We start from the raw sequence: 21,387 nt of genomic DNA on the forward strand, positions 1-21,387 counted from the left end.
GGTGCGTCACCTCGAGCCCGCACCGGTGGTGGTCCGGGTGGTGGACCGTTCGCGGAGATCCGGCAGTGTCCACGGCCGCACCACCAGGACCAGCGCCAGCCCCGCCAGCGCGACCGACGCGAACATCGCCGTGCCCATCGCCGTCGCGTCGTTGCCGAGCAAGCCGACCACCGGCGAGGTGGCCGCGCCCAGGCCGAACTGCAGGGCTCCGAGCAGGGCCGCCGCGGTCCCGGCGCTGTCGCCGTGTCGGGCCAGTGCCAGCGCCGGGGCGTTGGGCATCGCGAACCCGCCGGCGAGCAGCATCGTCCACACCCCGGCCAGGATCGCGGGCAGGCCGCCGATGCCGGTGATGGTCACGACTAGCAGGACGAGCCCGGCGCCCGCGGCCGCCGCGATGCCACCGCTCAGCACCTGCCGGGGATCGAGACGGCGCAGGAGCACCGGGTTCAGCTGGCTACCGACGACGAGCCAGACCCCTCCGGCGCCGAACAGGAGCCCGAACGTCGTCTGGTCGATGCCGAACTGCTCCTGGAAGACGTAGGGGCCGCCGGAGATGTAGCTGAAGAGCGCGCCCATCGTGAAGCCGGCGACGAGGACCAGGCCGACGAACGTCCGGTCACGCAGGAGCGTGCCGTAGGCGCGCAGGGTCGGGCCCAGCCGCGCGGAGCGTCGGCGGGACGGTGGCAGCGTCTCGGGGAGGCCGTAGGTGACCACCGCCAGCATGACCAGGCCGTACGCCGCGAGGAACAGGAAGACCCCGCGCCACGACACCCAGGTGAGCAGCCCGGCGCCGAGGGTCGGTGCGAGCACCGGCGCCGCGCCCATGACGAGCATCAGCCGCGAGACCATGCCGACCGCCGCGCGTCCGGTGAATAGATCGCGCACGATCGCGAGCCCGACCGCCGTCCCGGCCGACGCTCCCGCGCCCTGCAGGACGCGCAGGACGGCGAGCACCTCGATCGTGGGCGCGACGGTGACCAGCGCGGACGCGACCACGTGCAGTGCCACCCCGGCGAGGAGCAGCGGGCGGCGGCCGTACGCGTCGGACAGCGGGCCGATCAGGAGCTGCCCCAGCGCGAGTCCGGCCAGGGTGCCGGTCAGCGTGAGCTGGACCGTGGCACCGGGCGCGGCCAGGTCCCGGCCGACCGCCGGGAGCGCCGGCAGGTAGGTGTCGATGGTGAGCGGCCCCAGGGCGATCAGCGCTCCCAGGACGAATGCGAGCCGGACCCGGCTCGGTGTGACGACGGCGCCGGCCATCGTTCCCCCTCGTGTGATCGCGCGACGAGCGCGGGTGGTGGGCAGGGTCGTGGAGGCCGTGCGCGACGACCTCCGCGGCGCGGCACCCCGTGACCCCGTGGACGGTACACACATGTCGTAGCTATTGACAGAACTGCGACAGTGTTGTTGTAGTTAAGCCCGTCAGCGACAGCAGTGGGGAGAGAGACGGTCATGGATCTTCAGCTCAGTGGTAAGCGCGTCCTGGTCACCGGTGCGAGCAGGGGGATGGGCCTCGAGATCGTGCGGGCCTTCCTCGCCGAGGGGGCGTCGGTGACGGCGACCGCGCGTCGGACCTCGCCCGAGCTCGAGGCGACCGGTGCCGACTTCGTCGCCGCGGACCTCGCCGATGCGGCGGGCCCGGCACGCATGGTGGCCGCGGTGCTCGACCGGGACCCCCGGCTGGACGTCGTGGTGAACAACGCCGGTGGTGGGGAGATGCCCCCCGAGGGGTTCACCGACATCTTCGACGGGAGCGAGGCGGACTGGGCCCGGACCTTCGCGCTGAACTTCGACGCGGCGCTGCGCGTGACCCGGGCCGCGCTCCCCGCCCTGGAGCGGACCTCGGGTTCGGTGGTCAACATCAGTTCCGACAGTGCGCGGCGGGTCGGGGGTGAGCCCCTGCCCTACCGGGTCGCGAAGGCTGCGCTCAACGCGTTCTCGCGGGGGCTGGCCGAGAAGGCCGCGGCGTCCGGGGTGCGGGTGAACGTGGTGTCGCCCTCGGCCACGCGCACCCCGCTGGTGACCGGGGCCGGCACCTACGCGGCCCATGTCGCCGCCGAGCTGGGGATCGAGCACGAGACCCTGTTGGCAGGGATGCCGAAGCAGAACGGGATGCTCACTGCGGACCTCATCGAGCCCGCCGAGATCGCCCGGGTCGTCCTCGTGCTCGCCTCACCCGTCGTGCCGAGCGTCATCGGCGCCAACTGGGCGGTGGACGCCGGCTCGCTGAAGGCCGTGTGAGAGCCATCGTCACGCGACGCTCCCGGCCCGGGGCCGTGGGGCAGGGCGGCCCGACATGACCACGGTGTTCGTGCACGGTGTGCCCGAGACGTCCGCCATCTGGACACCCGTGCTCGCCGAGCTGGCCGAGCTCGGCCACGACGACGTCGTCCGGCTCAGTCCCCCCGGTTTCGGTGCCGAGGTCCCGTACGGGTTCGAGGCCACCGTCGACGGCTATCGCGGCTGGCTCGCCCGGCAGCTGGCCGGCTTCGACGGCCCGGTCGACCTCGTCGGCCACGACTTCGGCGGTGGACACGCGACCAACGTGGCGATGGAGCATCCGGAGCTGCTGCGCAGCTGGGTCACCGACGTCCTCGGCGTGTTCGAGCCGGACTACGTCTGGCATCCCCAGGCGCAGATCTGGCAGACACCCGGGGACGGCGAGGAGGCCATCGCCCAGCTCGTCGGCGCGCCCGTCGCCGCGCGTGCCGCCGCGCTGGTCGAGCTGGGAATCCCGGAACCCATCGCCGGTGAGGTCGCGGCGGGGCAGGACGAGCGGATGGGCGAGGCGATCCTGTCGCTCTACCGGTCCGCGGTCCAACCCGCCCTCGCCCACCGGGGCAGGAATCTCCCTGCCGCGGCACCGCACGGTCTGGCCGTGATCGCGACCCACGACCACGCGGTCGGCAGCATCGAGCAACGGCGCCGCGCGGCCACCCGGGCCGGAGCACAGACAGCCGTCCTCGACGGGCTGGGGCACTGGTGGATGCTGCAGGACCCGATCCGTGCCGCCCGGGTGCTCCACGAGTTCTGGTCGTCCCTACCGGCGTGAGGCCGGCCCGTCGACGGGCCGGCGCCGCGAGCCGGGCAGGCCCGCCGGCGTCGTACCCCATCGCGCTCCGCCGCGTGTCGCCGCCTCAGCCCCGTCCCGTCGAATCGGGCTCATCGTCACTCGAGAGGTCTGTCATGGTCGCTACCGCCCCCGCTCCCGCCGGCACACCCGGCGATGCGGTCCCCGTCTGTCCGCGACGGCGCCGCTGGTCGTGGATCGTCGTCGTCCTGACCGCGTTGGCCGTGGCCGGCTTCTTCGGAGGCCAGTACGTCGAAGGGCTTGCCGCCGTCGCGGCGCGGACGCCGGACAACGTCAGTGCCGCGTCGCACTTCGGTGCGATGCCCACGCCCATCCGTGTTCTGTTCCTCGTCCATGTCGGCACCGCCTCGCTCGCTCTCGGGATCGGAGCGCTCCAGTTCTCCTCGGCTCTACGCAGACGCAACCCACGGGTCCACCGCGTCGTCGGCCGGGTGTACCTGCTCGCGGTCGGGGCGGCTGCCCTCACGGGGCTGCCCACGTCGCTCTGGAACTCCCTGGGCATCCGAGGGATCATCGGATACGCCCTGCTGGACGTCATGTGGGGTCTGACGGCGTGGCTGGCCTACCGCGCGGCCCGCCGTCGCCGGTTCCGCGAACACCAGGCCTGGGCGATCCGCAACTTCGCCCTGACTTACGCCGCGGTCACGCTGCGCGCCGGACTCCCGGTGCTCATCGCCCTTCAGCTGCCGTTCGATCCCGGGGCCTCGTTCCCGCAGCTGTTCGACAACGCCATGCACACGATCGCGCCGTGGCTGGGGTGGCTGGTCAACCTCGTCGTCGCCGAATGGCTCGTCGCCCGGCGCGGGCTCCCGGGGGTCCGCTGGTCCACGTTCCGGCAGGATCCCGACCCCGCGTCGAGAGCCACGGGGTAACGTTCCGATCTGTATCGGAACGAATCGAGAGGTGTGCGGTGCGCGCAGTAGTGGTGGAGCGCTACGGGAATCCCGCGTCGGTCGCGGTGGTGGAGCGGCTACGTGCTGTGCGGGGCGGCCGTCGCGCCCCACGCGCCGCACTCGCGTGGGCCAAGGCCGCCACCCGGGAGCCGGACCGCGAGCGCAGCCTGCGGCTGGCGGCCCTCGGCCAGCTGGAGTGTGTCCGCGCCACGCTCGGAGTGCCGGGGTAGCGGCAACCCCGTCCCCGAAGTGGGGAGCGATTGTCGCATTTCCGCTGGCTGTGGCACCCTTGTGTTGCAGGTGGAGTGGACGTCCAGAAGCGGAGGTGTGGTGCGGTGACCGGTACCAAGGCGGTCCGTCGAACACGGAGCGACGCCGAACGCAGCACTGCCCGCATCCTGGAGGCCGCGGAGGTCGTGCTCGCCGCGGACGAGACCGCATCCCTGGAGCGCATCGCCGATCACGCACAGCTCTCCCGGGCCACCGTCCACCGGCGTTTCACCTCGCGGGCCGCGTTGCTGGACGCCCTGGCCGAGCAGCTGAGCGAACGCTACCGGCGCGGGCTCGCCGAGGCGCGGGTCGACTCGGCGCCGCCGCTGTTCGCGTTGCGCAGGGTGACCGAGATCGTCTTCGAACTCAAGCTCAGCCACCGTTTCGCCATCCGGCTGACCGCCGCCCTGACCCCGGAGGTGCTGGACGGGCTCGACCGGCTGTTCGTCCGGCTGCGCGAGTCCGGCGCCGTCACCGCGGCCGACCCCGTCTGGTGCCGGCGGGTCTACCTGGCGCTGCTCGACGAGGTGAACGCGTTGTCCGCGGACTCGCCCGGACTCCCGCCGCGCTCCGGACCGGACGAGGACCCGACCCCGGCGAGGATCGACCTTCTCATCCGCACGGTGCTGAGGGCGCTGGGTGGGGACGGGGCGGAACACTAGGCGGCCCCGTACGCGAGGCTAGGCGGTGGGGCAGACTCGTCGGATGAGCGACTCCGCGGCTGACCAGTCCGATGACGACGCCCGGAGCCGGGCCGTCGAAACCGGCGATCAGGCGGCGACGGAGGCTCTCGGTGGCGCTGGTGAGTTGGCGACACTGAGAGAGTTCCTGGGGTACATGCGGGACGGAGTGATCCGGAAGGCGTTGGATGTCCCCGACGGTGCCGGTGGGCGTGCCGGGGTTCCCTCCGGGACGAGTATCGCCTGGATCGTCACCCACCTCGCGGCGTCCGAACGGTTCTGGTTCTGCGGCGTGGCCGTCGACGACTGGGCGGAGGCGTCGACGCCCCCTCCGGGGCGTCCGATCAGCGCCACGGTCGCCGACTACCGGGATGCCATCACCGAGGCCGACACGGTTCTCGACTGCTGGGACGACCTCGACCGTGTGCTGGCGCCGCCACCAGGTGGTGAGCTCAGCGCAACAGCCCGCTGGGTCCTGCAGCACATGATCACCGAGACCGCCCGCCATGCAGGCCACGCTGACATTCTGCGCGAACAGATCGACGGCTCTGTCGGTCGATAGTTCCTCCAAGGAGTGCATCCCCGGATGACCCTTCTGCGGAGAGACTGCGTATAGCTGCTGCCCCGGGCTCCGCACGATGACGAGGGGTGTTCCGAGGAGTTGACGACGAGCAAGCCGCTCATGTCGCCAGCACATCGCAGCCGCACGTATGTCGCGGTCACGATGTGTCAGCCGACGATGTGAGACGGCGCTCAGCCGCCGCCGGGGCCCCCGGCCGCCGGGTGCGGCCGGTCCGGGGCGTCCAGCGTCACCAACTCCTGCAGCAGCCGCCGGGCGGTCGGGGTGTTGGGCACGACCGCCAGCAGCGAGGTGCTGACGGCGTCGTCGGTCGCCGCGGCCAGTGCCCGCTGGGCCCAGCGGGTGCCGGAGCGCAGGTCCGCCATCGCGTCGGTGGTGCCCCCGCTGCAGATCCAGTCCCCGAGCGCCGAGCGGTGCATGCCGTCGATGAGCGCGGCGATCGCCATCGGCTCGAACGTCCGGCTGCTGCTGGGCAGGTGCAGCCGCAGGTGCCGGCGGCTGTGCACCAGGTACCGCTCGTGCTCGAGGATCTCGCGTTCAGCGAGGCGGGGGACCACCCGGGTGAGCCGGTAGCGGCGCAGCACCAGGTCCGGATCGGACAGGAAGTCGGCGAGGGTGTACTCGGTCGCCTCGATGACGTCGCGGACCGGATCGACGCCCCGGCCCGGTGCGGCGAGGAACACCCGCGCCCGCTCCCGGCGCTCGGCGTGGTCGGCGAACGGGATCTCGTCCTTGCTCTCGAAGTGCCGGAACACGGTCCGCCGGGACACCCCGGCCGCCGCGGCGATCGCGTTCACGGTCACCTGCTCGTAGCCGTGCTCCAGGAACAGGCCGAGTGCGGTCCGCGCGATGTGCGTCGTGGTGTCGACCGGGTCCGGCTGCGAGGCGGCGGTCATCGCCGTCCGTCCCAGGCGGTCCGGCGAGCGGGCTCGACGTCGGTGACGACCCGGTCGGCACCGGCGAACTCCCGCTCGTGTCGGTGCTCCGTCCCGTAGGCGGGCCAGCCGGGATCACCGGTGCGGATGAAGGCGACCCAGGCGGCATGCATCTGCCGGGCGAGCTCACGCGGCCGCTCGTCGCCGAGCAGGCCGTGCCAGTCGGGGTGCTCGAGGGCGTCGAAGACGAACGGGAGCTCCACCGCGTGCGCCGCACCCAGGCGTCCGGCCAGGGCCGGTGAGCGCCAGCCGAACCGGTAGAGGTGGGCGCGCCCGTGCGCCTCGGCGAGGCGCAGCGCGGGGATCCGGTAGACCGCATCGGTGAGCACGGCGCAGAACCGGTCCAGGTCGCTGCCGGTGCGCGGGTAGGCCCGCAGTCCGGCACCGAGCCCGTAGCGACGGGCGATCAGCCGGGTCGCCAGCCGGGTGAGCAGGCCGTTCTCGGCGACACCGCTCAGGAACAGCCGGGCCTCCTCCAGGTTATGGCCGATCAGCAGGTCCACGGGGGCGGTGGCCCCGGCACGGGCGGCGTCGATCGGGCGCCGGGGCAGCACCTCGCCGTCGACGACGGGTTCGAACGGCATCACGTTGGCGACGACCTCGGCCCAGCCGCGGCGGAACGGCCGTCGCACGACCTCGGCGGCGAGCCGGCTCTGGGCGGCGACGACCCGCGCCGGCTCGACCTCGGCGACCGCCTCCCGGGTGGCGGGCACACCGAGCAACGCGGCGAGCCGCACGCCCACCCGGTGCGCGCTGTCCGGGGCGAGCGTGTGGTGCCCGGCCCCGGACTGCAGGATCGCCCGCCCGAACAGCCCGCGCGCGGCGGGCATCGCGAGCAGTGCGCCGATGCTCATCGCCCCGGCGGACTCGCCCATCACCGTGACGTTGTCGGGATCACCGCCGAACAGCGCGATGTGGTCGCGGACCCAGCGCAGTGCGGCGACCTGGTCCAGCAGTCCGAGGTTGGGGGTGCCCTCACCGAACCAGAGGAACCCGTCGGCGCCGAGGCGGTAGTTGATGCCGACGTAGATGATCCCGTCGCGGGAGAAGCTCCCGCCGGTGTACCCGCCGACCGCGTTGGAGCCGGTCACGAAGGCGCCGCCGTGCACGAACACCACCACCGGAGCGCCGCTCGCCCCCTCCGGCGCCCACACGTCCAGGTGGAGGTGGTCGTCCCCGGGATCGACCCGGTTCGGGATCAGCTCGCCCATCCCGCCCTGACCGCCCGCCTGCGGCGCGGTCGGTCCCGGACGCGTCGCGTCCCGGACGCCGGTCCACGACGACGGCGCCTCGGGCGGCCGGAACCGGAGCGGGCCGGTCGGCGACGCGGCGTAGGGCAACGCCCGGTAGACGACGCCGTCGCGGTGCCGCGCCCCCCGCACGGCCCCCTGGGGCAGCTCGACGACGGGTGCGGCCTCGTCCTGCTGCAGCATCGAGCCAGTGTGACACGTCGAGGTTCGTTCGTGGCACCGAGTGTCGCTCGCGCTGTCGGCCGTTCACAGGAAACGAACTCCTTGCCACGACGACGCCCGCCGTCCATGCTGGCACTCGGTGTCGCGTCATCGCCGACGCGGTGACACTGAATGTCAGGGGGATCCAGCCATGTCGACCGGCCTCGCAACGCTGCACACCGTCGCCACCCGAAAGGCCATGTACCGGCTCCTGCCGATCATGGGCCTCGCGTACTTCATGTCCTATGTGAACCGGACGAACGTCGCACTGGCCAAGACCCAGCTCGAGGCCGACGTCGGGATCAGTGCCGCGGCCTACGGGCTCGGCGCCGGGATCTTCTTCCTCAGCTACGCGCTGCTGGAGGTCCCGAGCAACATGGTCCTGCACCGGATCGGTGCCCGGGCCTGGATCACGCGGATCGCGGTGACCTGGGGGATCGTCTCGGCCTCGATGATGTTCGTGCAGGGCGAGCTGTCGTTCTACGTCCTGCGGTTCCTGCTGGGCGCCGCCGAGGCCGGTCTCTACCCGGCACTGATGTACATGGTCACGCTGTGGTTCGCCCCGCAGCACCGGGTGACGGTGGTCGGGTTGATCTACACCGCCCCCGCCCTGGCGATCATCATCGGCTCACCGGTCGGGGGAGCGCTGATGCTGCTCGACGGGGCCGCGGGCCTGTACGGCTGGCAGTGGATGTTCCTGGTCGAGGGGCTGGTGACGGTGCTGATCGGCGCCGTCGTCTGGTTCGCCCTGCCCAGCCGCCCGCAGGACGCCCGCTGGCTCAGCCGGGCCGAGGCGGACGAGCTCAGTGCCCGGGCGGGCTCCGGTGACCGGCCGTCGCCGGCCCGGCTGCGCGGCAACCTCGGGTACGCCTTCGGGCGCCCGGTGATCCTGGTGCTGTCCGGTCTCTACTTCCTCAACCAGCTCATCGGCTCCGCGGTGGGGTTCAACGTGCCGTCGCTGATCCAGGCGCTCGGGGTGGACAGCCCATTGCAGATCGGCCTGATCACCGGCGGTCTCGGGATCGGCGCGCTCGCCGGGGTGCTGTTCTTCCCGTGGCTGCACCGACGCCACGTGCACGACGACACCGGCCTGATCGTGCTGTGCGCGGTGCTGGCGACGGTCACGCTGGGCGCGTACCTGACGGTGACGGACCCGGTGTGGCAGATCGTGATGCTCTACGCGACGAACTTCTTCGTGATCGGCACGCTGCCGTTGTTCTGGTCGGTCGCGATGTCCCGGATGTCCGGACTGATGGCGGCCGTCGGCCTGGCCTTCGTGAACATGATCGGCCTGACCGGTTCCTTCGTCGGGCCGTCGGTGTTCGGAGTGCTCGAGGGGCCGGCTGGCGACTCGGCGGCGTCGTTCGTGTTCGTGCTGGGGGCCTGTGTCGCCGGCATCGCCGTGAGCGTGGTGCTGGCGGTGATGGTGCGACGGGAGCGAGTGGCCGGACCGACGGGCGCCGGGTGAGGTGTGGGCCTGCCTGCCTGCCGGACCGAGTGGGAGCACGAGGCTCTGACCACATTGCGAGTCCTGGCCACCTGTCTCGCCCACCACTCGGAAGCGCAACCGGGAGAATGAGTGAGCACGGTCTGAGGACGTCCGCGCTCACGCCGCGGGGTCCTGTAGTGGTCTAAGTGGACCCCTCACCGGCCGGGATGGGCCGGCCAGGAAGCCGTGGGCTGCAGATCAGGATGATCACAATGGCGGCGAAGGTGAACCAGTACAGCGCGTGCAGGCCGGTGAGTGGGTCGTTCGCCCCCGCCGTCGAGACGAGTACTGCGACGGTTGCGATCCCGATCCCGGCGCCCAGCTGGTTGAGGGTGTAGAGCACCGAGCTTCCCTGGGGGACCTGCTGGGGCGGGAGGATCCGGTAGAGCGATCCGATCGTCGGTGCCCCGACGAACCCGAGGCCCACGCCCACGGCGAACGCGGCGACTCCTGCAGCGATCGCGGTACCGATGCCCGGCCCTCCGCCGATCTGGGTGAGCGCCAGTGTGGCCAGCAGCGCGAGCGTGCCACCACCCTGTACCAGGCGCTTCGCGCCGAGTCGATCGCTGAGCCGGCCGGCGATCGGCATGGCCAGCGCGGCCCCGGCGCCCAGCGGCGCGACCAGCAGCCCTGCCGTGGAGGGCGAGAATCCGTGGAGGAGCTGGTAGTACAGCGGCAGCGCGAACAGAACGCTGAACGTCCCGGTCCCGACCAGCCCCTGGACGACGACGCTGGGAGAGAACCCCGTCGTCGCGAACATCCGCAGGTCGATCAGCGGCATCACCCGCCGGGCGTGCACCGCGTGCAGGACGTACCCACCCAGCAGCGCCGCTCCGAGCACGAGGGGAACGAGGACCTGCCAGGCCACGACCGTGTTGGTCTCTCCGATCTGGGTGAAGCCGAGCATCATCCCGGCCAGGCCCGGCACCAACAGGAGGACGCCGATGAGGTCGAGGCGCCCGGCCGAGCCGAGGTCGGCCGGGGCGTCCCGTTGGATCAGTCGCCACGACAGCACGGCGGCGACGGCCCCGATCGGGATGTTGATGAAGAACAGGGCCCGCCAGCCGGCGCTGTCCAGAACCAGACCGCCCAGTACCGGGCCGAGGACCGGACCGAGGGACAGAACGACACCCATCAGACCCATGACGCGCCCGGCGCGGGCGGGTCCGGCAGCGCGGGCCAGCAGGATCAGCACCAGTGGATCGACGATGCCCGCACCGACACCCTGCAGAATCCGGAAGACCAGCAGGCTGGGGAAGTTCCAGGCCAGCGCACAGGCGAGCGACGCCAGCAGGAACACGGCCAGCCCGACGAACCACATCCGGGGGGCCCCGAATCGACTCACCGCCCATGCGGTGACCGGGATCGTCACGACGAGGGCCAGGAGGTAACCGGTCGAGACCCACCCGACGGTGGCCAGGCCCGTCTGGAACTCACGACCGAGTGTCTCCACGGCGACGGCGATCATCGTGCTGTCGAGGATGGCCATGATGCCGCCCAGCAGGACAGCCACGATCAGCATCCGGAGCTTCGGGTCGAGGGCTGTGTCGGTTCGAGTCATTGCAGCGCACCTCAGAGTAGGTTTATCTGAACCTGCGAGTACAGTAGACCTGTCCAGCCAGGATAGTTGAGTCGCTCGCTGGGTATGGTCGAGGCGTGACCACAGACGAACCGGGCGTCCGGACTGCACGGCCGATGTCAGGCCGGATCGACAAGCGGAACGCGATCCTGGTCTCGGCGTTCTCCGTGTTCGCACGACTCGGGTATGCCAGCGCGTGCGTGAAGGAGATCGCGAGCGAGGCCGGCGTCGCGAAGCCGACCGTCTACAACCACATGAACGACAAGGCCACCCTGTTCCGTGAGTCGGTCGAGGCGGCGGCGGAGCGGATCGGGGCGCCGTCGGTGTCAGCCGTACGGGCGCGGCTGGATTCTTCCGTCGGGGATGTCGAGACGACGCTGCTCGGTGTCGGCGAGGATCTTTCTGCTGCGATGCGCGACTCTGAGCTGTGGGCGTTGCGGCGGCTGGCCTGTGCCGAAAGTTCGCAGTTCCCCGAGCTGCACCATGTCGTCACGGCTGCCACTGAGGCGCCGATCAGGCGTGCGCTGGGTGACAAGATTGCGCGCTGGACGCTGCGCGGTGAGCTACGCGCTCAGGACCCGGATGTCGCCGCCGCGCAGTTCCTTGCGCTGGTCGCAGGCCCACTCGAGTTCGACTTCGCCCAGGGCACTCGGATCCCGGCCGACGACCGATCGTCGGCCGTCGTGCGGGCCGCGGTCACCACGTTCCTTCGCGCCTTCGGCCCGGCTCCCACCGACCGCGAGCCGACAGGGTCCTCCTGACTGCCGTTCATCGTGCGTGGGTGCGGTGGCTCCAGTCATGTGCTGTCCCTCCGGCCGGGGCCCCGACCGCTTGAACCGCGGCGCGCCGGTACGGACCCGGGTGGGTCGGTCTATCGCTCGTCGGCACCCGCCCGCGCCTACTCGGATGGGCGCACGTGGTGGTCGAGGATGCGCTGGAGAGTCCCCACCAGTTGGGTGCGGTGCTCCTCGGGCAGGTCGCCGAGCAGCGAGGTCTGCGCCGCGTCGACGGCCTGGGTGATCTGCCGTAGCCGTGCTCGCCCCGTGCGGGTGAGGGTGATGAGGTTCTGCCGTTTGTCGGCCGGGTCCTGCGTGCGGTCGACGTGGCCGTGGCCGGCGAGCTCGTTGAGGGTGGCGACGACGTCGCTGCGGTCGATGTGGCACCGCCTCCCGATCTCTGCCTGGCTGATCGGTCCGAACTCCTCGACGGCGGCGAGGACCGCGTACTGGTAGCGCGTCGCGCCGATGTCCGTGAGGGCTGCGCCGACAAGCCGGTGGGTCAGGGTCGCGGTCTGGGTGATGAGCCAACTCGGGGTCTGGCGCAATCTGTCCGGCTGCGACCTGCTCCCACCCTCGAAGACCTCCGCCATGCCGTCAACCTATCACGATTGTTGGCGCCACCAACGGTGTGTATTGTTGGCTCAACCAACATTGGTTCAGCCAACGAAAGGTCGACGCGGATGCAGGATCAGGCGATGTCGAGGAGGAGCGCACCGACCGCACGCTGGTGGGCGCTGGGATGGATGTCGGCCACGCAGCTGATGATGGTCGTCGACGGCACGGTCATGAACATCGCTGTGCCCTCGGCCCAGGCCGACCTCGGACTGTCCGATGTGCAGCGTCAGTGGGTCCTCACCGTCTACGTGCTCGCCTTCGGTTCGATGCTGCTCCTCGGCGGGCGCGTCTCGGACGTGATCGGCAGGCGCCGCGCCCTGCTGATCGGACTGGCGGGGTTCACCCTCGCCTCCATCGTGGGTGGCCTTGCGCTCTCGGGTGAGATGTTGATCGCCGCCCGCGCGGTGCAGGGACTGTTCGGTGCCCTCGTCACTCCCTCGGCGCTGGCTCTGCTGTCGCTGACCTTCCCCGACGGACAGGACCGGGTCAGGGCGTTCGGCGTCTTCGGGACGATCATGGGCGCAGGTTCAGGGATCGGTGTGCTCCTCGGTGGCATCCTCACCGATTCGTGGGGGTGGCGGTGGGCGCTGCTCATCAACGTTCCCGTCGCCGTCGTCGCCGGTGTCGGTCTGCTTCTCTCGCTGACTGCCGACGCCCGAGGCGAAGGACGCATCGACGTGGTCGGTGGCGTGCTCAGCATCGCCGGGCTCACAGCGCTCACTCTCGGGCTCACCACCGCCGAGACCGCTGGCTGGCGCTCGCCCTCGACGATCGGGCTACTCGCCGCAGGTGTCATCGTGCTCGCGGGTTTCGTGGTCTGGCAGGCGCGCACGAGGAGCCCGCTCATACCGCTGTCGTTGTTCACCGAACGGCTCCGAAGCGCGGCGTTCGCGGCGATGCTGGCCTGGGGCGTCGCGATCCTGCCCGCGTTCCTGTTCCTCAGCGTGTACCTGCAGCAGGTCGCCGGATTCGGTCCGCTCCTCACCGGGCTGTCGTTCCTTCCGTACACCGCCGCGATCCTCGTCACCGTGCGCCTGGTCCGGCCGGCGCTGGCGGCCGTACCTCCCGCCGTCTTCCTCTCCCTCGGCCTCGCCCTGCTCACCGCAGCGCTGCTCGTGCTGTCGCTCCTCCGCCCCGATGCGCCGTACTGGTCCCACGTCCTCCCCGTGTTCGTGCTCCTCGGGCTCGGCACCGGCTGCGTCCAGCCCGCCGCCAACAGCGCCGCCACCCATCGCGCAGGACCTGTCTCCGGCGTCGCCGGCGCGGTCGCCGGCACCGCGCAACAGGTCGGGTCCTCCATCGGACTGGCTCTGCTCGGCACCATCGCCGCGACCGGTGCGGCCGAGGCACTCACCGCGGCACCGGGCAGTAGTGCAGACACCGCGACCGTCCACGGCTACAGCACCGCGAGCCTCGTCGGCGCGGCCGTAGTGGCGGTCGCTGCGGTAGTCGTTCTCGTCCTCGCTGGTCGTGGGTCGGATTCGGAAAGCCGCGATACAACGAGCTCGTAGCAGATCACGCGTCTCGGCAGACGAGCCGTTGTCGGGTACCAGGGGAGAAACGACCAGAATGCGGCGGCCCGACGGCCCAGGAGCAGACCCCGGTAACCTCCGAACCGTCATGGACGCCGACACCGAACGAGCGGCCTCACGGCCGACCCCCACTCATCGGCTGGCCCGTGTACTGACCGAGGTGTTCGCTCCGTCGGTCGTGGTCACCATGCTCCCGCTCGCCGTCGCCTGGGCCGCCACACGGCAGGTCCTGCCGACCTTGAGCTGGGGACTGCTCGTCGCGCTGACCAGCAGCATCCTTCCCATGGTCGTGATCGTCTGGGGAGCGCGGTCCGGGCGCTGGGACGGCCACCACGTGCGCAACCGCGATGGCCGCCTGATCCCGTTCCTCGTGCTCATCGTGCTCAGTCTGCTCGGCCTCGGTCTCTTGGTCGTGCTGTCCGCTCCGTGGCCCGTGATCGCGCTCGACGTGATCATGGTGGTGATCCTCTTCGTCGCCGGCGCCATCACCACCAGGTGGAAGGTGTCCATGCACGCGGCGGTGTGTGGCGGCGCCGCCGTCGTGCTGGTCGTCACCTACGGCCCTGTCTGGTGGCTGTCGCTGCTGGTGGTTGCTGCTGTGGCCTGGTCACGGGTACGGATCAACGACCACACGGCCGCCCAGGTCGTCGTCGGTTCTGTGCTGGGCGCGGTCGTCGGCGGTGGGCTGTTCGCCCTCATCGTCTGACGGTCATCGAGCCGCCGGTCGTGAGCCACGATGCAGCGGTTTCCACGCCGCAGAAGTAGCGACGGCCCCCGGGGCCCTCCTGTCCCCCGGGGCCGGCGTCATGCCCGTAGGGCGGTTGAGCCAGACCTTGCGGCGGTCACACCAATGACGGCAAGGCTTCCGCTACACGGCCGGCACCGTCCTCTGCTCTCACGATCCGCTGCAGCTCCTCGGCTCGACGCCGGTACCGGCCGTCCCGTGTCGCGGCTGTCAGCGCATCGGCGAGACGGTCTGTGCTGAGGTGACGCAGCGGCACTGCGCCGGGCGAGACCCCGACCTCCACCAGGCGGGATGCCCAGAACGGCTGGTCGGCCAGGACGGGTAGGCCCACGGTGGGGACGCCTGCGCGCAGCCCTGCCGCTGTGGTGCCGGCGCCGCAGTGGTGCACGAGGGCCGCCATGTGCGGGAACAGCCACTCGTGGGGAACCTCGCCGATGGTCAGGATGCGGTCGTCGGCCTCTCCGCCGTCGAGGCCGGCCCATCCCGACTGCACGATGCCCCGCAGTCCTGCGCGGCGCAGGCTTTCGCGGACGACCGAGAGCGCGGCGTCGGGATCGGGAAGGGAGCGGCTCCCGAGTCCGACGTACACCGGGGGATCGCCGTCGTCGATGAAGTCCTGCAGTCGCGGGTCGGGTCGCCACCCGTCAGGTGTGGCGGGCCACCACGTCCCGGTCACCTGTGCAGACGGCGGCCAGTCGCTGAACCGCGGCAGGATGGCGCTGCTGAAGCCGTCGAACGCCGGTCATTCCTGAGCCTGCAGTCGGGACCACAGCGAGGCGGGCCGCACGTGGGGAAGGCCGAGCCGAGAGCGCAGTCTGCGGGAGGTCCGGCCGAACGACTGTGCGCCTGCGGCGAGTGCGACCCGGTCCAGAGCCCGGTTGACGGTGCGTCCCAGGCTCGGCAGGCCGAGCGCGGCGGGCGGTAGGTCTCCGGTCGGGTGGACAGGAGAGGGGAAGGCGCCGGCGGAGGGGACGCCGAGGCCCTCGCAGACGTCGTAGCCGGTGAACAGTGCGACGGTGTTGAGCAGCACGAAGTCGGTGCCGGTCCGGACCGCCGGGATGAAGTCCTCGCTGACCGAGTCGACGTAGTTCTGCAGAACGCGCACCATCCGTGCCTGGCCGAGCGGGCCGGTGCCGCCGGCGTGCCAGCGCCTTCCGCACTCACCGGTGTTCCCCGGCTCCGGGTCGCCGCGGAGCAGGCGGAACTCGAGACCAGCGCCGGTGACCATCGAACGGAACCGCTCGTTCGCAGCGATGGCAACGTGGTGACCGCCTTCTCGGAGACGCTGCCCCAATCCGGTGTACGGGGCTACGTCACCTGTCGAGCCCGGAGCAAGGACCAGAACCCGCATGCGCTCTACGGTACGTAGAAGCTGGCTGTCCGGACACAGCTCGGCCGGACGATGACGATGCCCTGGCCCACCACCCGATCAAGAGCCGTTCGGAGCGTCCTGCTGCCGGGCAAGGAGTCGTGTCGTCAGCTCCATACATCGCTTCCTGGCGGGGGAGAAGTCGTAGGGCATTTTGCTCACTGCGTCGACGACGCTCATCCGGGCGTCCCCGTCGTCCGTCGGACCGTCGTCGTGGCTCTCGAGCAGACGCTTCTCGGCCGCGTCCAGCCCGTCCGCCTCGATGGCCTCCATCAGGGCTTCGTGGTGCGCACAATGCTGGGCAGCGAGCTCCTCGACACGGGGGTCGTGGGGGTCGACGCTGTCGTCGAGGTCGGCGTCGGCGGCGTCGAGACGGTCCTCCTCGGCCCGCAGCTCCGGGTGGGTGGCCAACGCGATGAACCTGCTGGCCTGAACGGCGGCTCCCAACGGGCCGAACATCCGTTCCGTCACCAGCAGTGCGTCCAGGTCGGACGAGCGCAGCGCCCCCGTGGGCAGATGGCTGAGTCGGTCCGTCACGAGCGAGGAGAGCAGCCCCAGCGGGCTGCCCACCGCCTTCAGGCGTTGGACCGCCGCGCGCTGTCGTTTGATGTCGGCCTCCTCCTCGGCCAGCGTGTCCGCCAGTCGCCCCAGGGTCTCCTCGATGTCCTGCGATCCGTCGAAGGCGGACCGCATGGTGTGCAGGCTGATCCCGGCCTCCGCCATCTTGCGGATCCACAGCAGGCGGATCATGTCGTCGTAGCCGTAACGGCGGCGGCCGTCCGCGCCTCTTTCGGGCTCCGGCAGCAGACCGATCTGGTGGTAGTGGCGGATCGCGCGCGGGGTGGTACCGGCGAACGTGGCCGCGCCACCGATCGTGACCCGACGGGGAGACATCACTAGGTGAGGCATGGCAGAGCGAACCCCTTCTCTCGGTGTTGCCCCGAGGACATCACATACCGTTACGGCAGGTGCAAGCTCGTCGTGCGTCCCCGCTGCTCCCGCCCCGGTGCCGGGCGGGACCACCCCAAGCGGTGTCGGGAGCGACGTCACGACGGCGTCGACCCGCCGATCGGCGGAGGTCGGGGGACCGGGGGCTGACGGTGCTGCGGATCGTCCCGGTCCTGCTCGCGCTCATCGGCACGGACCTCAGCGGCCGCGAGCGCTTGCTGGCCGGTCTGCTCGGTCCCCGCGGGACCACCACCATCGTGTTCGGGCTGCTGGCGTTCAACGGCCTCCCCGACGGCGACCCGGCCTACACGATCATCACCGGCATGGTCCTGTGCGTGGTCGGCAGTGTGCTGCTGCACGGGCTCGGGGCGGGTCCGGCGATCGACCGCCTCACCGCGGCCGGGAACGGGCGCCGGCAGGCACACGTCCGACCGCCGGCAGGCACCCCGTCAGGGTGAGGGCCGCTCGCGGGTCGGGCCGAGCATCGGTTCGCCGACGGCGCGGGTGTCAGTCGGGCTCGGGGAGTCCGCGGGTGAGCGCCGTGGCGACCGCTCCCGGTTCCAGCTCCGGCGGTGGCGGGTCGGAGGTCGTCTCGCACAACGACGCGGCGACCACGAGGAGCCGGGCCACGGTCCGGAAGACAGGTGGCGTCTCCCCGGAACGGCCCGCGCTGCGCGTGAGGTAGCGGGCCGTCTGCTCGGTGATCGCGGTCTGGGCCGCATGCGCCGCGCGCCGCATGTCGGGGCGACTCAGCATCTCCCGCAGGACGATGCGCTGCAGGGGGTTCGGTGTGCCGAACTCACGGAGCACCGTGGTCCAGGCGAGCTCGACCGCCGCCGCCAGCGACACCGCGGGTTCGTCGGGCAGCAGATCCCGCAGCTCGCCCGCCGTCCGTTCCTCGACCAACGACCGCAGGAGCTCCTCCTTCGTGCGGAAGTGGTAGAAGATCAGGCCCTGCGGGACCTCGGCCGCCGCGGCCAGCGCTGACGTCGAGGTGCGGTCGAAGCCGCGCTCGGCGAACAGCGTCTCCGCGGCGGCGAGGATCCGCTCGCGTGCCGACGTGCCCTCGCCGTCAGTACTCGGTGACACCGGCGTCGGGGGCGATCTCGTGGGCCGTGATGAACCGGGACTCGTCGGAGGCCAGGAAGAGCACGGCGTCCGCGACGTCCTCCGGCTCGATCTGCTCGACGGGCAGCAGGTTGGTGAACATGCCGCCCAGGCGCGGGTAGGTCTGCATGGCCTCGCCGAGCTGTTCCAACATGCCGCCCGAGCCCATGGGCGTGTTGACCCCGGTGGGGTGGACCGTGTTCACCCGGATGTGGTGCGCGGCCAACTCGGCGGCGAACGCCTTCGCCATACCGCGGATGGCGAACTTGCTGGTGGTGTAGGGCACCATGAAGGGCTGGACCTTCAGCCCGGCCGCCGAGCTGATGATGATGATCGATCCGCCACCGGCCTCGACCAGGTGCGGGGCACCCGCCATCACGGTGTTCCAGACACCGCGGACGTTGATGCTGATCGAGTCGTCGAAGATCGTCGGGGTGACCTTGTCCCAGGCCCTGGGCACGCAGATCGCCGCGTTCGCGATGACGACGTCGAGCCGTCCGAGCTCGGTCACCGCGCCGTCGACGACGGACTTCAGGCCGTCCAGGTCCCGCACGTCCAGCTGCGCCGACACGATGCGCCGGTCCAGCTTCTCGACCTCCCGGACCGTCTCCTCCAGGTCCGCGGGCGTCGGCGAGTCGTAGGCGACGCTGGGCAGCGGACCCGCGATGTCCACGGCGATGATGTCCGCGCCCTCCTGCGCGAGCCGGACGGCATGCGCCCGACCCTGACCGCGCGCCGCGCCGGTGATCAGCGCGACCTTCCTCGCGACCCGTCCTGACATGGCGGACTCCCTTCGTCCGGCGTGCGGCCCACTTGACTGAGTGCTCACTCAGCCTACGCCCGGCGAGCCGTGCCGCACCGGCGGCGGCACGACGGTGACGAGGATCGAGAGTCCTGTAGGTGACGGATCCCGGTTCCGGGCTACCTGCTGCACGCGTCCGCGAACTCGGCGACGGGGCGGTCGTCACCGATCCCGAGGACGGCGTTCTGCACGCGGTCGATCACGGCGTCGTCCGCGACGCGACCGACGTTCTGTCGGAACTTGGCGATCACCGCGTCGGCGTCGAGCGGACGTCGGGAATGGCCGCGGTTGATCTGCTCCCGGTGCGAGACCGTCGTCCCGTCGACGGTCTCGATCGCGACGAACCCCGAGTAGGCCTCCGGAAAGGCGCTGTCGGGGTCGTCGACGACCCGGACCTTGCGGGCGGTCGCCAGGATCTCGGGGTCGGAGAGGGCGTCGTCCTCGAGTTCGGCGAGACCGAACCGGCCACGCACCAGGGCGGCGGCGACGACGAAGGGGAGGCTGAACTTGGCGTCGTAGTCGTCCCGTGGCGCCCACTTCGCCTCCGTCGGCTCGCAGACGACCTTGCGCGGAACGGGGTGGATGGCGCACGTGATCGCGGCGACGTCCTCGGGCAGGAGGGCGTGCTGTCGCCGGAGATCGAGGGCGGCGTCGATGAAGGCGTGGTTGAAGTGGCACACCGGGTAGGGCTTGACCGCGGTCGCCGGGAGCTCCCACTCCGAGCCGAGGCCGTCGGCGACGATGTCGGGCCTGACGTCGGTGCGCTGCTGCAGATGGGTGGCGAACAGCCCGAAGCGGCCTTCGAAGACGGCCGGGGGACCGGTCCAGCCGGCACGCGCGTAGAGGGCCGCGGTGATCCCGCTCGACGCCGCCCAGCCGGGGTGCAGGCGCTTGGTCCACGCGCCGTCCTGCAGGAACTCCATCAGTCCGGCGCTGAACGAGCCGGCGATCCCCTGTGCGTTCGCGAGTTGACCGGCGGTGAGGCCGTAGTTCTTCCCGGCCGCGACGGTCGCCCCGAACGCACCGGCGATCGCGGTGGGGTGGAAGCCGACGTCGTGCAGCTGGCCGTGGGCCGCTGACCCGACCCGGGCCATGATCTCCACACCCAGGACATAGGACAGGAGGAACTCGTTCGTCGTGCACCCGGCGTCGAGTGCCGAGGCGAGGGCGGCGGGCAGCACCGCCGAGGACACGTGGGCGACCGCGCGGCTGTGGGTGTCGTCGAAGTCGAGACCGTGCACCAGGATGCCGTTCAGGGTCGCCGCGTCGCGGAGGCCGAGCCGCTCGGCCCGACCCAGTACCGGCTGCTCACCCGGCCCGAACGATGTCGCCGCCCTGGCGGCGACATCGGCGAACCCGAACCCGCTCGAGGCGAAGGCGATCCCGACCGCGTCGAGGATCAGGAGGCGTGCCCGTTCGAGGACCGGTGGCGGGACGTCGGAGATGTCGGTGCGACGGACGACGTCCGCCACGTCGATCGAGAGCGACTTCGCCGGGCTCTGAACGGTCATGTCAACCGCCTCCTCGTACTGGTGACTGTCGTACCGATCGTGCGTCTCCGGAGCCGCGGTGTGAAATGACGGGCTGTGCACCGCATCATGTCCGTGGGGCATAGTCGCTGTGTGGAGATCCGAGAACTGCACTGGTTCCTCGCACTGGCCGAGAGCGAGAACGTCACCTCGGCGGCGGAGAAGATGAACATCTCCCAGCCCACGTTGTCGCGCGCGCTGGCCCGGCTCGAACGGGGTCTCGGGGTGCGCCTGTTCGACCGGCGACAGAACCGGCTACGGCTGAACCGCTACGGCGAGGTGCTGCGCGCGCACGCCGTGCGCGCGGTGACGGAGATCGCCGCCGCCGAGCGGCGCATCGCCTCCCTGGCCGATCCCGAGGGCGGCGTCGTCGCACTGGGGTTCCTGCACTCCCTGGGGGTGTGGCTGGTTCCCCGGCTCCTCCGCGAGTACCGGGCGACCTCGCCCGCGACGACCTTCGAGCTCCGTGGGCGGGCCGCGGACACCGTGCTCGACGATCTGCGCGACCACCGCATCGACGTGGCGCTGACCGGTCCGCGCCCGGCCGACGGCGACCTGGAGTGGACGCCGCTGTTCGAGGAACGCCTCGTCCTGCTGGTTCCCGCGGGTCATCGGCTCGCCGCGCGCAGGTCGGTGCCGGTGACCGAGCTCGCCACCGAGGACCTGGTCAGCTTCCCCTCGGCCTTCGGGATCCGTCAGACCACCGAACGTCTGTGCACCCGGGCGGGGGTCACGCCGCGTGTGGTGTTCGAGGCCACGGAGCTGAGCACCGTGCAGGCACTGGTCGGCGAGGGAATGGGCGTGGCGATCGTTCCGGAGCGGAGCCGGGCGGCGGACACCCGAGAGGGAACGACGGCGGTCTCGCTCGCCGACGACGGTGCGTACCGGTCGATCGGTCTGCTGTGTCGTGCCGGGGGCGCCACCGCACCGGCCGCGCGACGGTTCGCCGCCCACGTCGCCGGCACCGACTATGCACAGCGCGCATGATTTCACAGC

The 21,387-nt window shown here is 71.2% G+C and carries 23 protein-coding genes; 12 read left to right on the forward strand and 11 right to left on the reverse strand.

The window, feature by feature from the left end; all coding sequences use genetic code 11:
• Window positions 1-6: 6 nt before the first annotated feature.
• Complete coding sequence (locus Ae505Ps2_RS20365) at window positions 7-1,257, reverse strand: multidrug effflux MFS transporter (protein ID WP_075306691.1); 1,251 nt, start codon at window positions 1,255-1,257, stop codon at window positions 7-9.
• 192 nt (window positions 1,258-1,449) lie between these two features.
• On the opposite strand from Ae505Ps2_RS20365, the gene Ae505Ps2_RS20370 reads away from it, so the two are divergent.
• The 6 genes from Ae505Ps2_RS20370 to Ae505Ps2_RS20395 all read left to right on the forward strand — a co-directional run bounded on the left by Ae505Ps2_RS20370 (window position 1,450) and on the right by Ae505Ps2_RS20395 (window position 5,493).
• Window positions 1,450-2,238, forward strand: a complete 789-nt coding sequence (locus Ae505Ps2_RS20370) for an SDR family oxidoreductase (protein WP_075306690.1) — start codon at window positions 1,450-1,452, stop codon at window positions 2,236-2,238.
• A gap of 55 nt (window positions 2,239-2,293) precedes the next feature.
• Entirely contained in the window at window positions 2,294-3,049 is a 756-nt protein-coding gene (locus tag Ae505Ps2_RS20375) for an alpha/beta hydrolase (RefSeq protein ID WP_075306689.1), read from the forward strand.
• 134 nt (window positions 3,050-3,183) lie between these two features.
• Entirely contained in the window at window positions 3,184-3,960 is a 777-nt protein-coding gene (locus tag Ae505Ps2_RS20380; protein WP_075306688.1) for a DUF2306 domain-containing protein, read from the forward strand.
• Window positions 3,961-3,998: 38 nt separating this feature from the next.
• Window positions 3,999-4,211 carry a hypothetical protein gene (locus Ae505Ps2_RS20385; protein WP_139318737.1) on the forward strand — a complete coding sequence of 71 codons (213 nt, stop codon included), beginning with the start codon at window positions 3,999-4,001 and terminating at the stop codon, window positions 4,209-4,211.
• 105 nt (window positions 4,212-4,316) lie between these two features.
• Window positions 4,317-4,913, forward strand: coding sequence for a TetR family transcriptional regulator (locus tag Ae505Ps2_RS20390; RefSeq protein WP_075306686.1), 597 nt, complete (start codon window positions 4,317-4,319; stop codon window positions 4,911-4,913).
• Window positions 4,914-4,956: 43 nt separating this feature from the next.
• A complete protein-coding gene (locus Ae505Ps2_RS20395) occupies window positions 4,957-5,493 on the forward strand; it encodes a DinB family protein (RefSeq protein ID WP_083702333.1) in 537 nt (178 codons plus the stop codon).
• Between the two features lie 191 nt (window positions 5,494-5,684).
• Here Ae505Ps2_RS20395 and Ae505Ps2_RS20400 read toward each other — a convergent pair whose 3' ends face one another.
• Together Ae505Ps2_RS20400 and Ae505Ps2_RS20405 are read right to left on the reverse strand one after the other, a co-directional pair.
• Complete coding sequence (locus tag Ae505Ps2_RS20400) at window positions 5,685-6,407, reverse strand: TetR/AcrR family transcriptional regulator (RefSeq protein WP_075553877.1); 723 nt, start codon at window positions 6,405-6,407, stop codon at window positions 5,685-5,687.
• The gene (locus tag Ae505Ps2_RS20405) at window positions 6,404-7,879 is read right to left on the reverse strand and encodes a carboxylesterase family protein (RefSeq protein WP_075306684.1); all 1,476 of its coding nucleotides are present in this window, start codon (window positions 7,877-7,879) and stop codon (window positions 6,404-6,406) included. Before Ae505Ps2_RS20405 ends, Ae505Ps2_RS20400 begins: the two co-directional genes overlap by 4 nt.
• 169 nt (window positions 7,880-8,048) lie before the next feature.
• Here Ae505Ps2_RS20405 and Ae505Ps2_RS20410 point away from each other — a divergent pair, with 169 nt between their 5' ends.
• Complete coding sequence (locus Ae505Ps2_RS20410) at window positions 8,049-9,365, forward strand: MFS transporter (RefSeq protein ID WP_075306683.1); 1,317 nt, start codon at window positions 8,049-8,051, stop codon at window positions 9,363-9,365.
• A gap of 163 nt (window positions 9,366-9,528) precedes the next feature.
• On the opposite strand, the gene Ae505Ps2_RS20415 is transcribed toward Ae505Ps2_RS20410, so the two are convergent.
• Window positions 9,529-10,947: a DHA2 family efflux MFS transporter permease subunit gene (locus Ae505Ps2_RS20415; protein ID WP_075553878.1), complete on the reverse strand. Its 1,419-nt coding sequence runs from the start codon at window positions 10,945-10,947 to the stop codon at window positions 9,529-9,531.
• A 95-nt stretch (window positions 10,948-11,042) separates the two neighbouring features.
• Between Ae505Ps2_RS20415 and Ae505Ps2_RS20420 the strand changes: the two genes are divergently transcribed.
• Window positions 11,043-11,726, forward strand: a complete 684-nt coding sequence (locus tag Ae505Ps2_RS20420; protein ID WP_249265310.1) for a TetR/AcrR family transcriptional regulator — start codon at window positions 11,043-11,045, stop codon at window positions 11,724-11,726.
• 137 nt (window positions 11,727-11,863) lie between these two features.
• Here Ae505Ps2_RS20420 and Ae505Ps2_RS20425 read toward each other — a convergent pair whose 3' ends face one another.
• A complete protein-coding gene (locus Ae505Ps2_RS20425; RefSeq protein ID WP_020626152.1) occupies window positions 11,864-12,334 on the reverse strand; it encodes a MarR family transcriptional regulator in 471 nt (156 codons plus the stop codon).
• A gap of 90 nt (window positions 12,335-12,424) precedes the next feature.
• Here Ae505Ps2_RS20425 and Ae505Ps2_RS20430 point away from each other — a divergent pair, with 90 nt between their 5' ends.
• Together Ae505Ps2_RS20430 and Ae505Ps2_RS20435 are read left to right on the forward strand one after the other, a co-directional pair.
• Window positions 12,425-13,870: an MFS transporter gene (locus Ae505Ps2_RS20430; RefSeq protein WP_075306682.1), complete on the forward strand. Its 1,446-nt coding sequence runs from the start codon at window positions 12,425-12,427 to the stop codon at window positions 13,868-13,870.
• Between the two features lie 109 nt (window positions 13,871-13,979).
• Complete coding sequence (locus Ae505Ps2_RS20435; RefSeq protein WP_075306681.1) at window positions 13,980-14,597, forward strand: hypothetical protein; 618 nt, start codon at window positions 13,980-13,982, stop codon at window positions 14,595-14,597.
• A 136-nt stretch (window positions 14,598-14,733) separates the two neighbouring features.
• Here Ae505Ps2_RS20435 and Ae505Ps2_RS30525 read toward each other — a convergent pair whose 3' ends face one another.
• The 3 genes from Ae505Ps2_RS30525 to Ae505Ps2_RS20445 form a co-directional block, all read right to left on the reverse strand.
• The gene (locus Ae505Ps2_RS30525; RefSeq protein WP_084786357.1) at window positions 14,734-15,225 is read right to left on the reverse strand and encodes a nucleotide disphospho-sugar-binding domain-containing protein; all 492 of its coding nucleotides are present in this window, start codon (window positions 15,223-15,225) and stop codon (window positions 14,734-14,736) included.
• 153 nt (window positions 15,226-15,378) lie between these two features.
• Complete coding sequence (locus Ae505Ps2_RS30530; protein WP_084786359.1) at window positions 15,379-15,987, reverse strand: glycosyltransferase; 609 nt, start codon at window positions 15,985-15,987, stop codon at window positions 15,379-15,381.
• A 78-nt stretch (window positions 15,988-16,065) separates the two neighbouring features.
• Window positions 16,066-16,914: a MerR family transcriptional regulator gene (locus tag Ae505Ps2_RS20445; protein ID WP_075306679.1), complete on the reverse strand. Its 849-nt coding sequence runs from the start codon at window positions 16,912-16,914 to the stop codon at window positions 16,066-16,068.
• A 191-nt stretch (window positions 16,915-17,105) separates the two neighbouring features.
• On the opposite strand from Ae505Ps2_RS20445, the gene Ae505Ps2_RS20450 reads away from it, so the two are divergent.
• On the forward strand, window positions 17,106-17,411 hold the full coding sequence (locus Ae505Ps2_RS20450; RefSeq protein ID WP_175581803.1) for a hypothetical protein: 306 nt from the start codon (window positions 17,106-17,108) through the stop codon (window positions 17,409-17,411).
• A gap of 49 nt (window positions 17,412-17,460) precedes the next feature.
• Here Ae505Ps2_RS20450 and Ae505Ps2_RS20455 read toward each other — a convergent pair whose 3' ends face one another.
• The 3 genes from Ae505Ps2_RS20455 to Ae505Ps2_RS20465 all read right to left on the reverse strand — a co-directional run bounded on the left by Ae505Ps2_RS20455 (window position 17,461) and on the right by Ae505Ps2_RS20465 (window position 20,373).
• On the reverse strand, window positions 17,461-18,042 hold the full coding sequence (locus tag Ae505Ps2_RS20455; RefSeq protein WP_075306678.1) for a TetR/AcrR family transcriptional regulator: 582 nt from the start codon (window positions 18,040-18,042) through the stop codon (window positions 17,461-17,463).
• Window positions 18,026-18,841, reverse strand: a complete 816-nt coding sequence (locus tag Ae505Ps2_RS20460) for a mycofactocin-coupled SDR family oxidoreductase (RefSeq protein WP_075306677.1) — start codon at window positions 18,839-18,841, stop codon at window positions 18,026-18,028. The genes Ae505Ps2_RS20455 and Ae505Ps2_RS20460 overlap by 17 nt, the downstream gene beginning before the upstream one ends.
• A 140-nt stretch (window positions 18,842-18,981) precedes the next feature.
• Window positions 18,982-20,373: an MmgE/PrpD family protein gene (locus Ae505Ps2_RS20465; protein ID WP_075306676.1), complete on the reverse strand. Its 1,392-nt coding sequence runs from the start codon at window positions 20,371-20,373 to the stop codon at window positions 18,982-18,984.
• A gap of 111 nt (window positions 20,374-20,484) precedes the next feature.
• Here Ae505Ps2_RS20465 and Ae505Ps2_RS20470 point away from each other — a divergent pair, with 111 nt between their 5' ends.
• Window positions 20,485-21,378, forward strand: a complete 894-nt coding sequence (locus Ae505Ps2_RS20470) for a LysR family transcriptional regulator (RefSeq protein ID WP_075333325.1) — start codon at window positions 20,485-20,487, stop codon at window positions 21,376-21,378.
• The last annotated feature ends 9 nt before the right edge of the window (window positions 21,379-21,387 follow it).

It is taken from the genome of Pseudonocardia sp. Ae505_Ps2, assembly GCF_001932425.1.
GTDB lineage: Bacteria > Actinomycetota > Actinomycetes > Mycobacteriales > Pseudonocardiaceae > Pseudonocardia.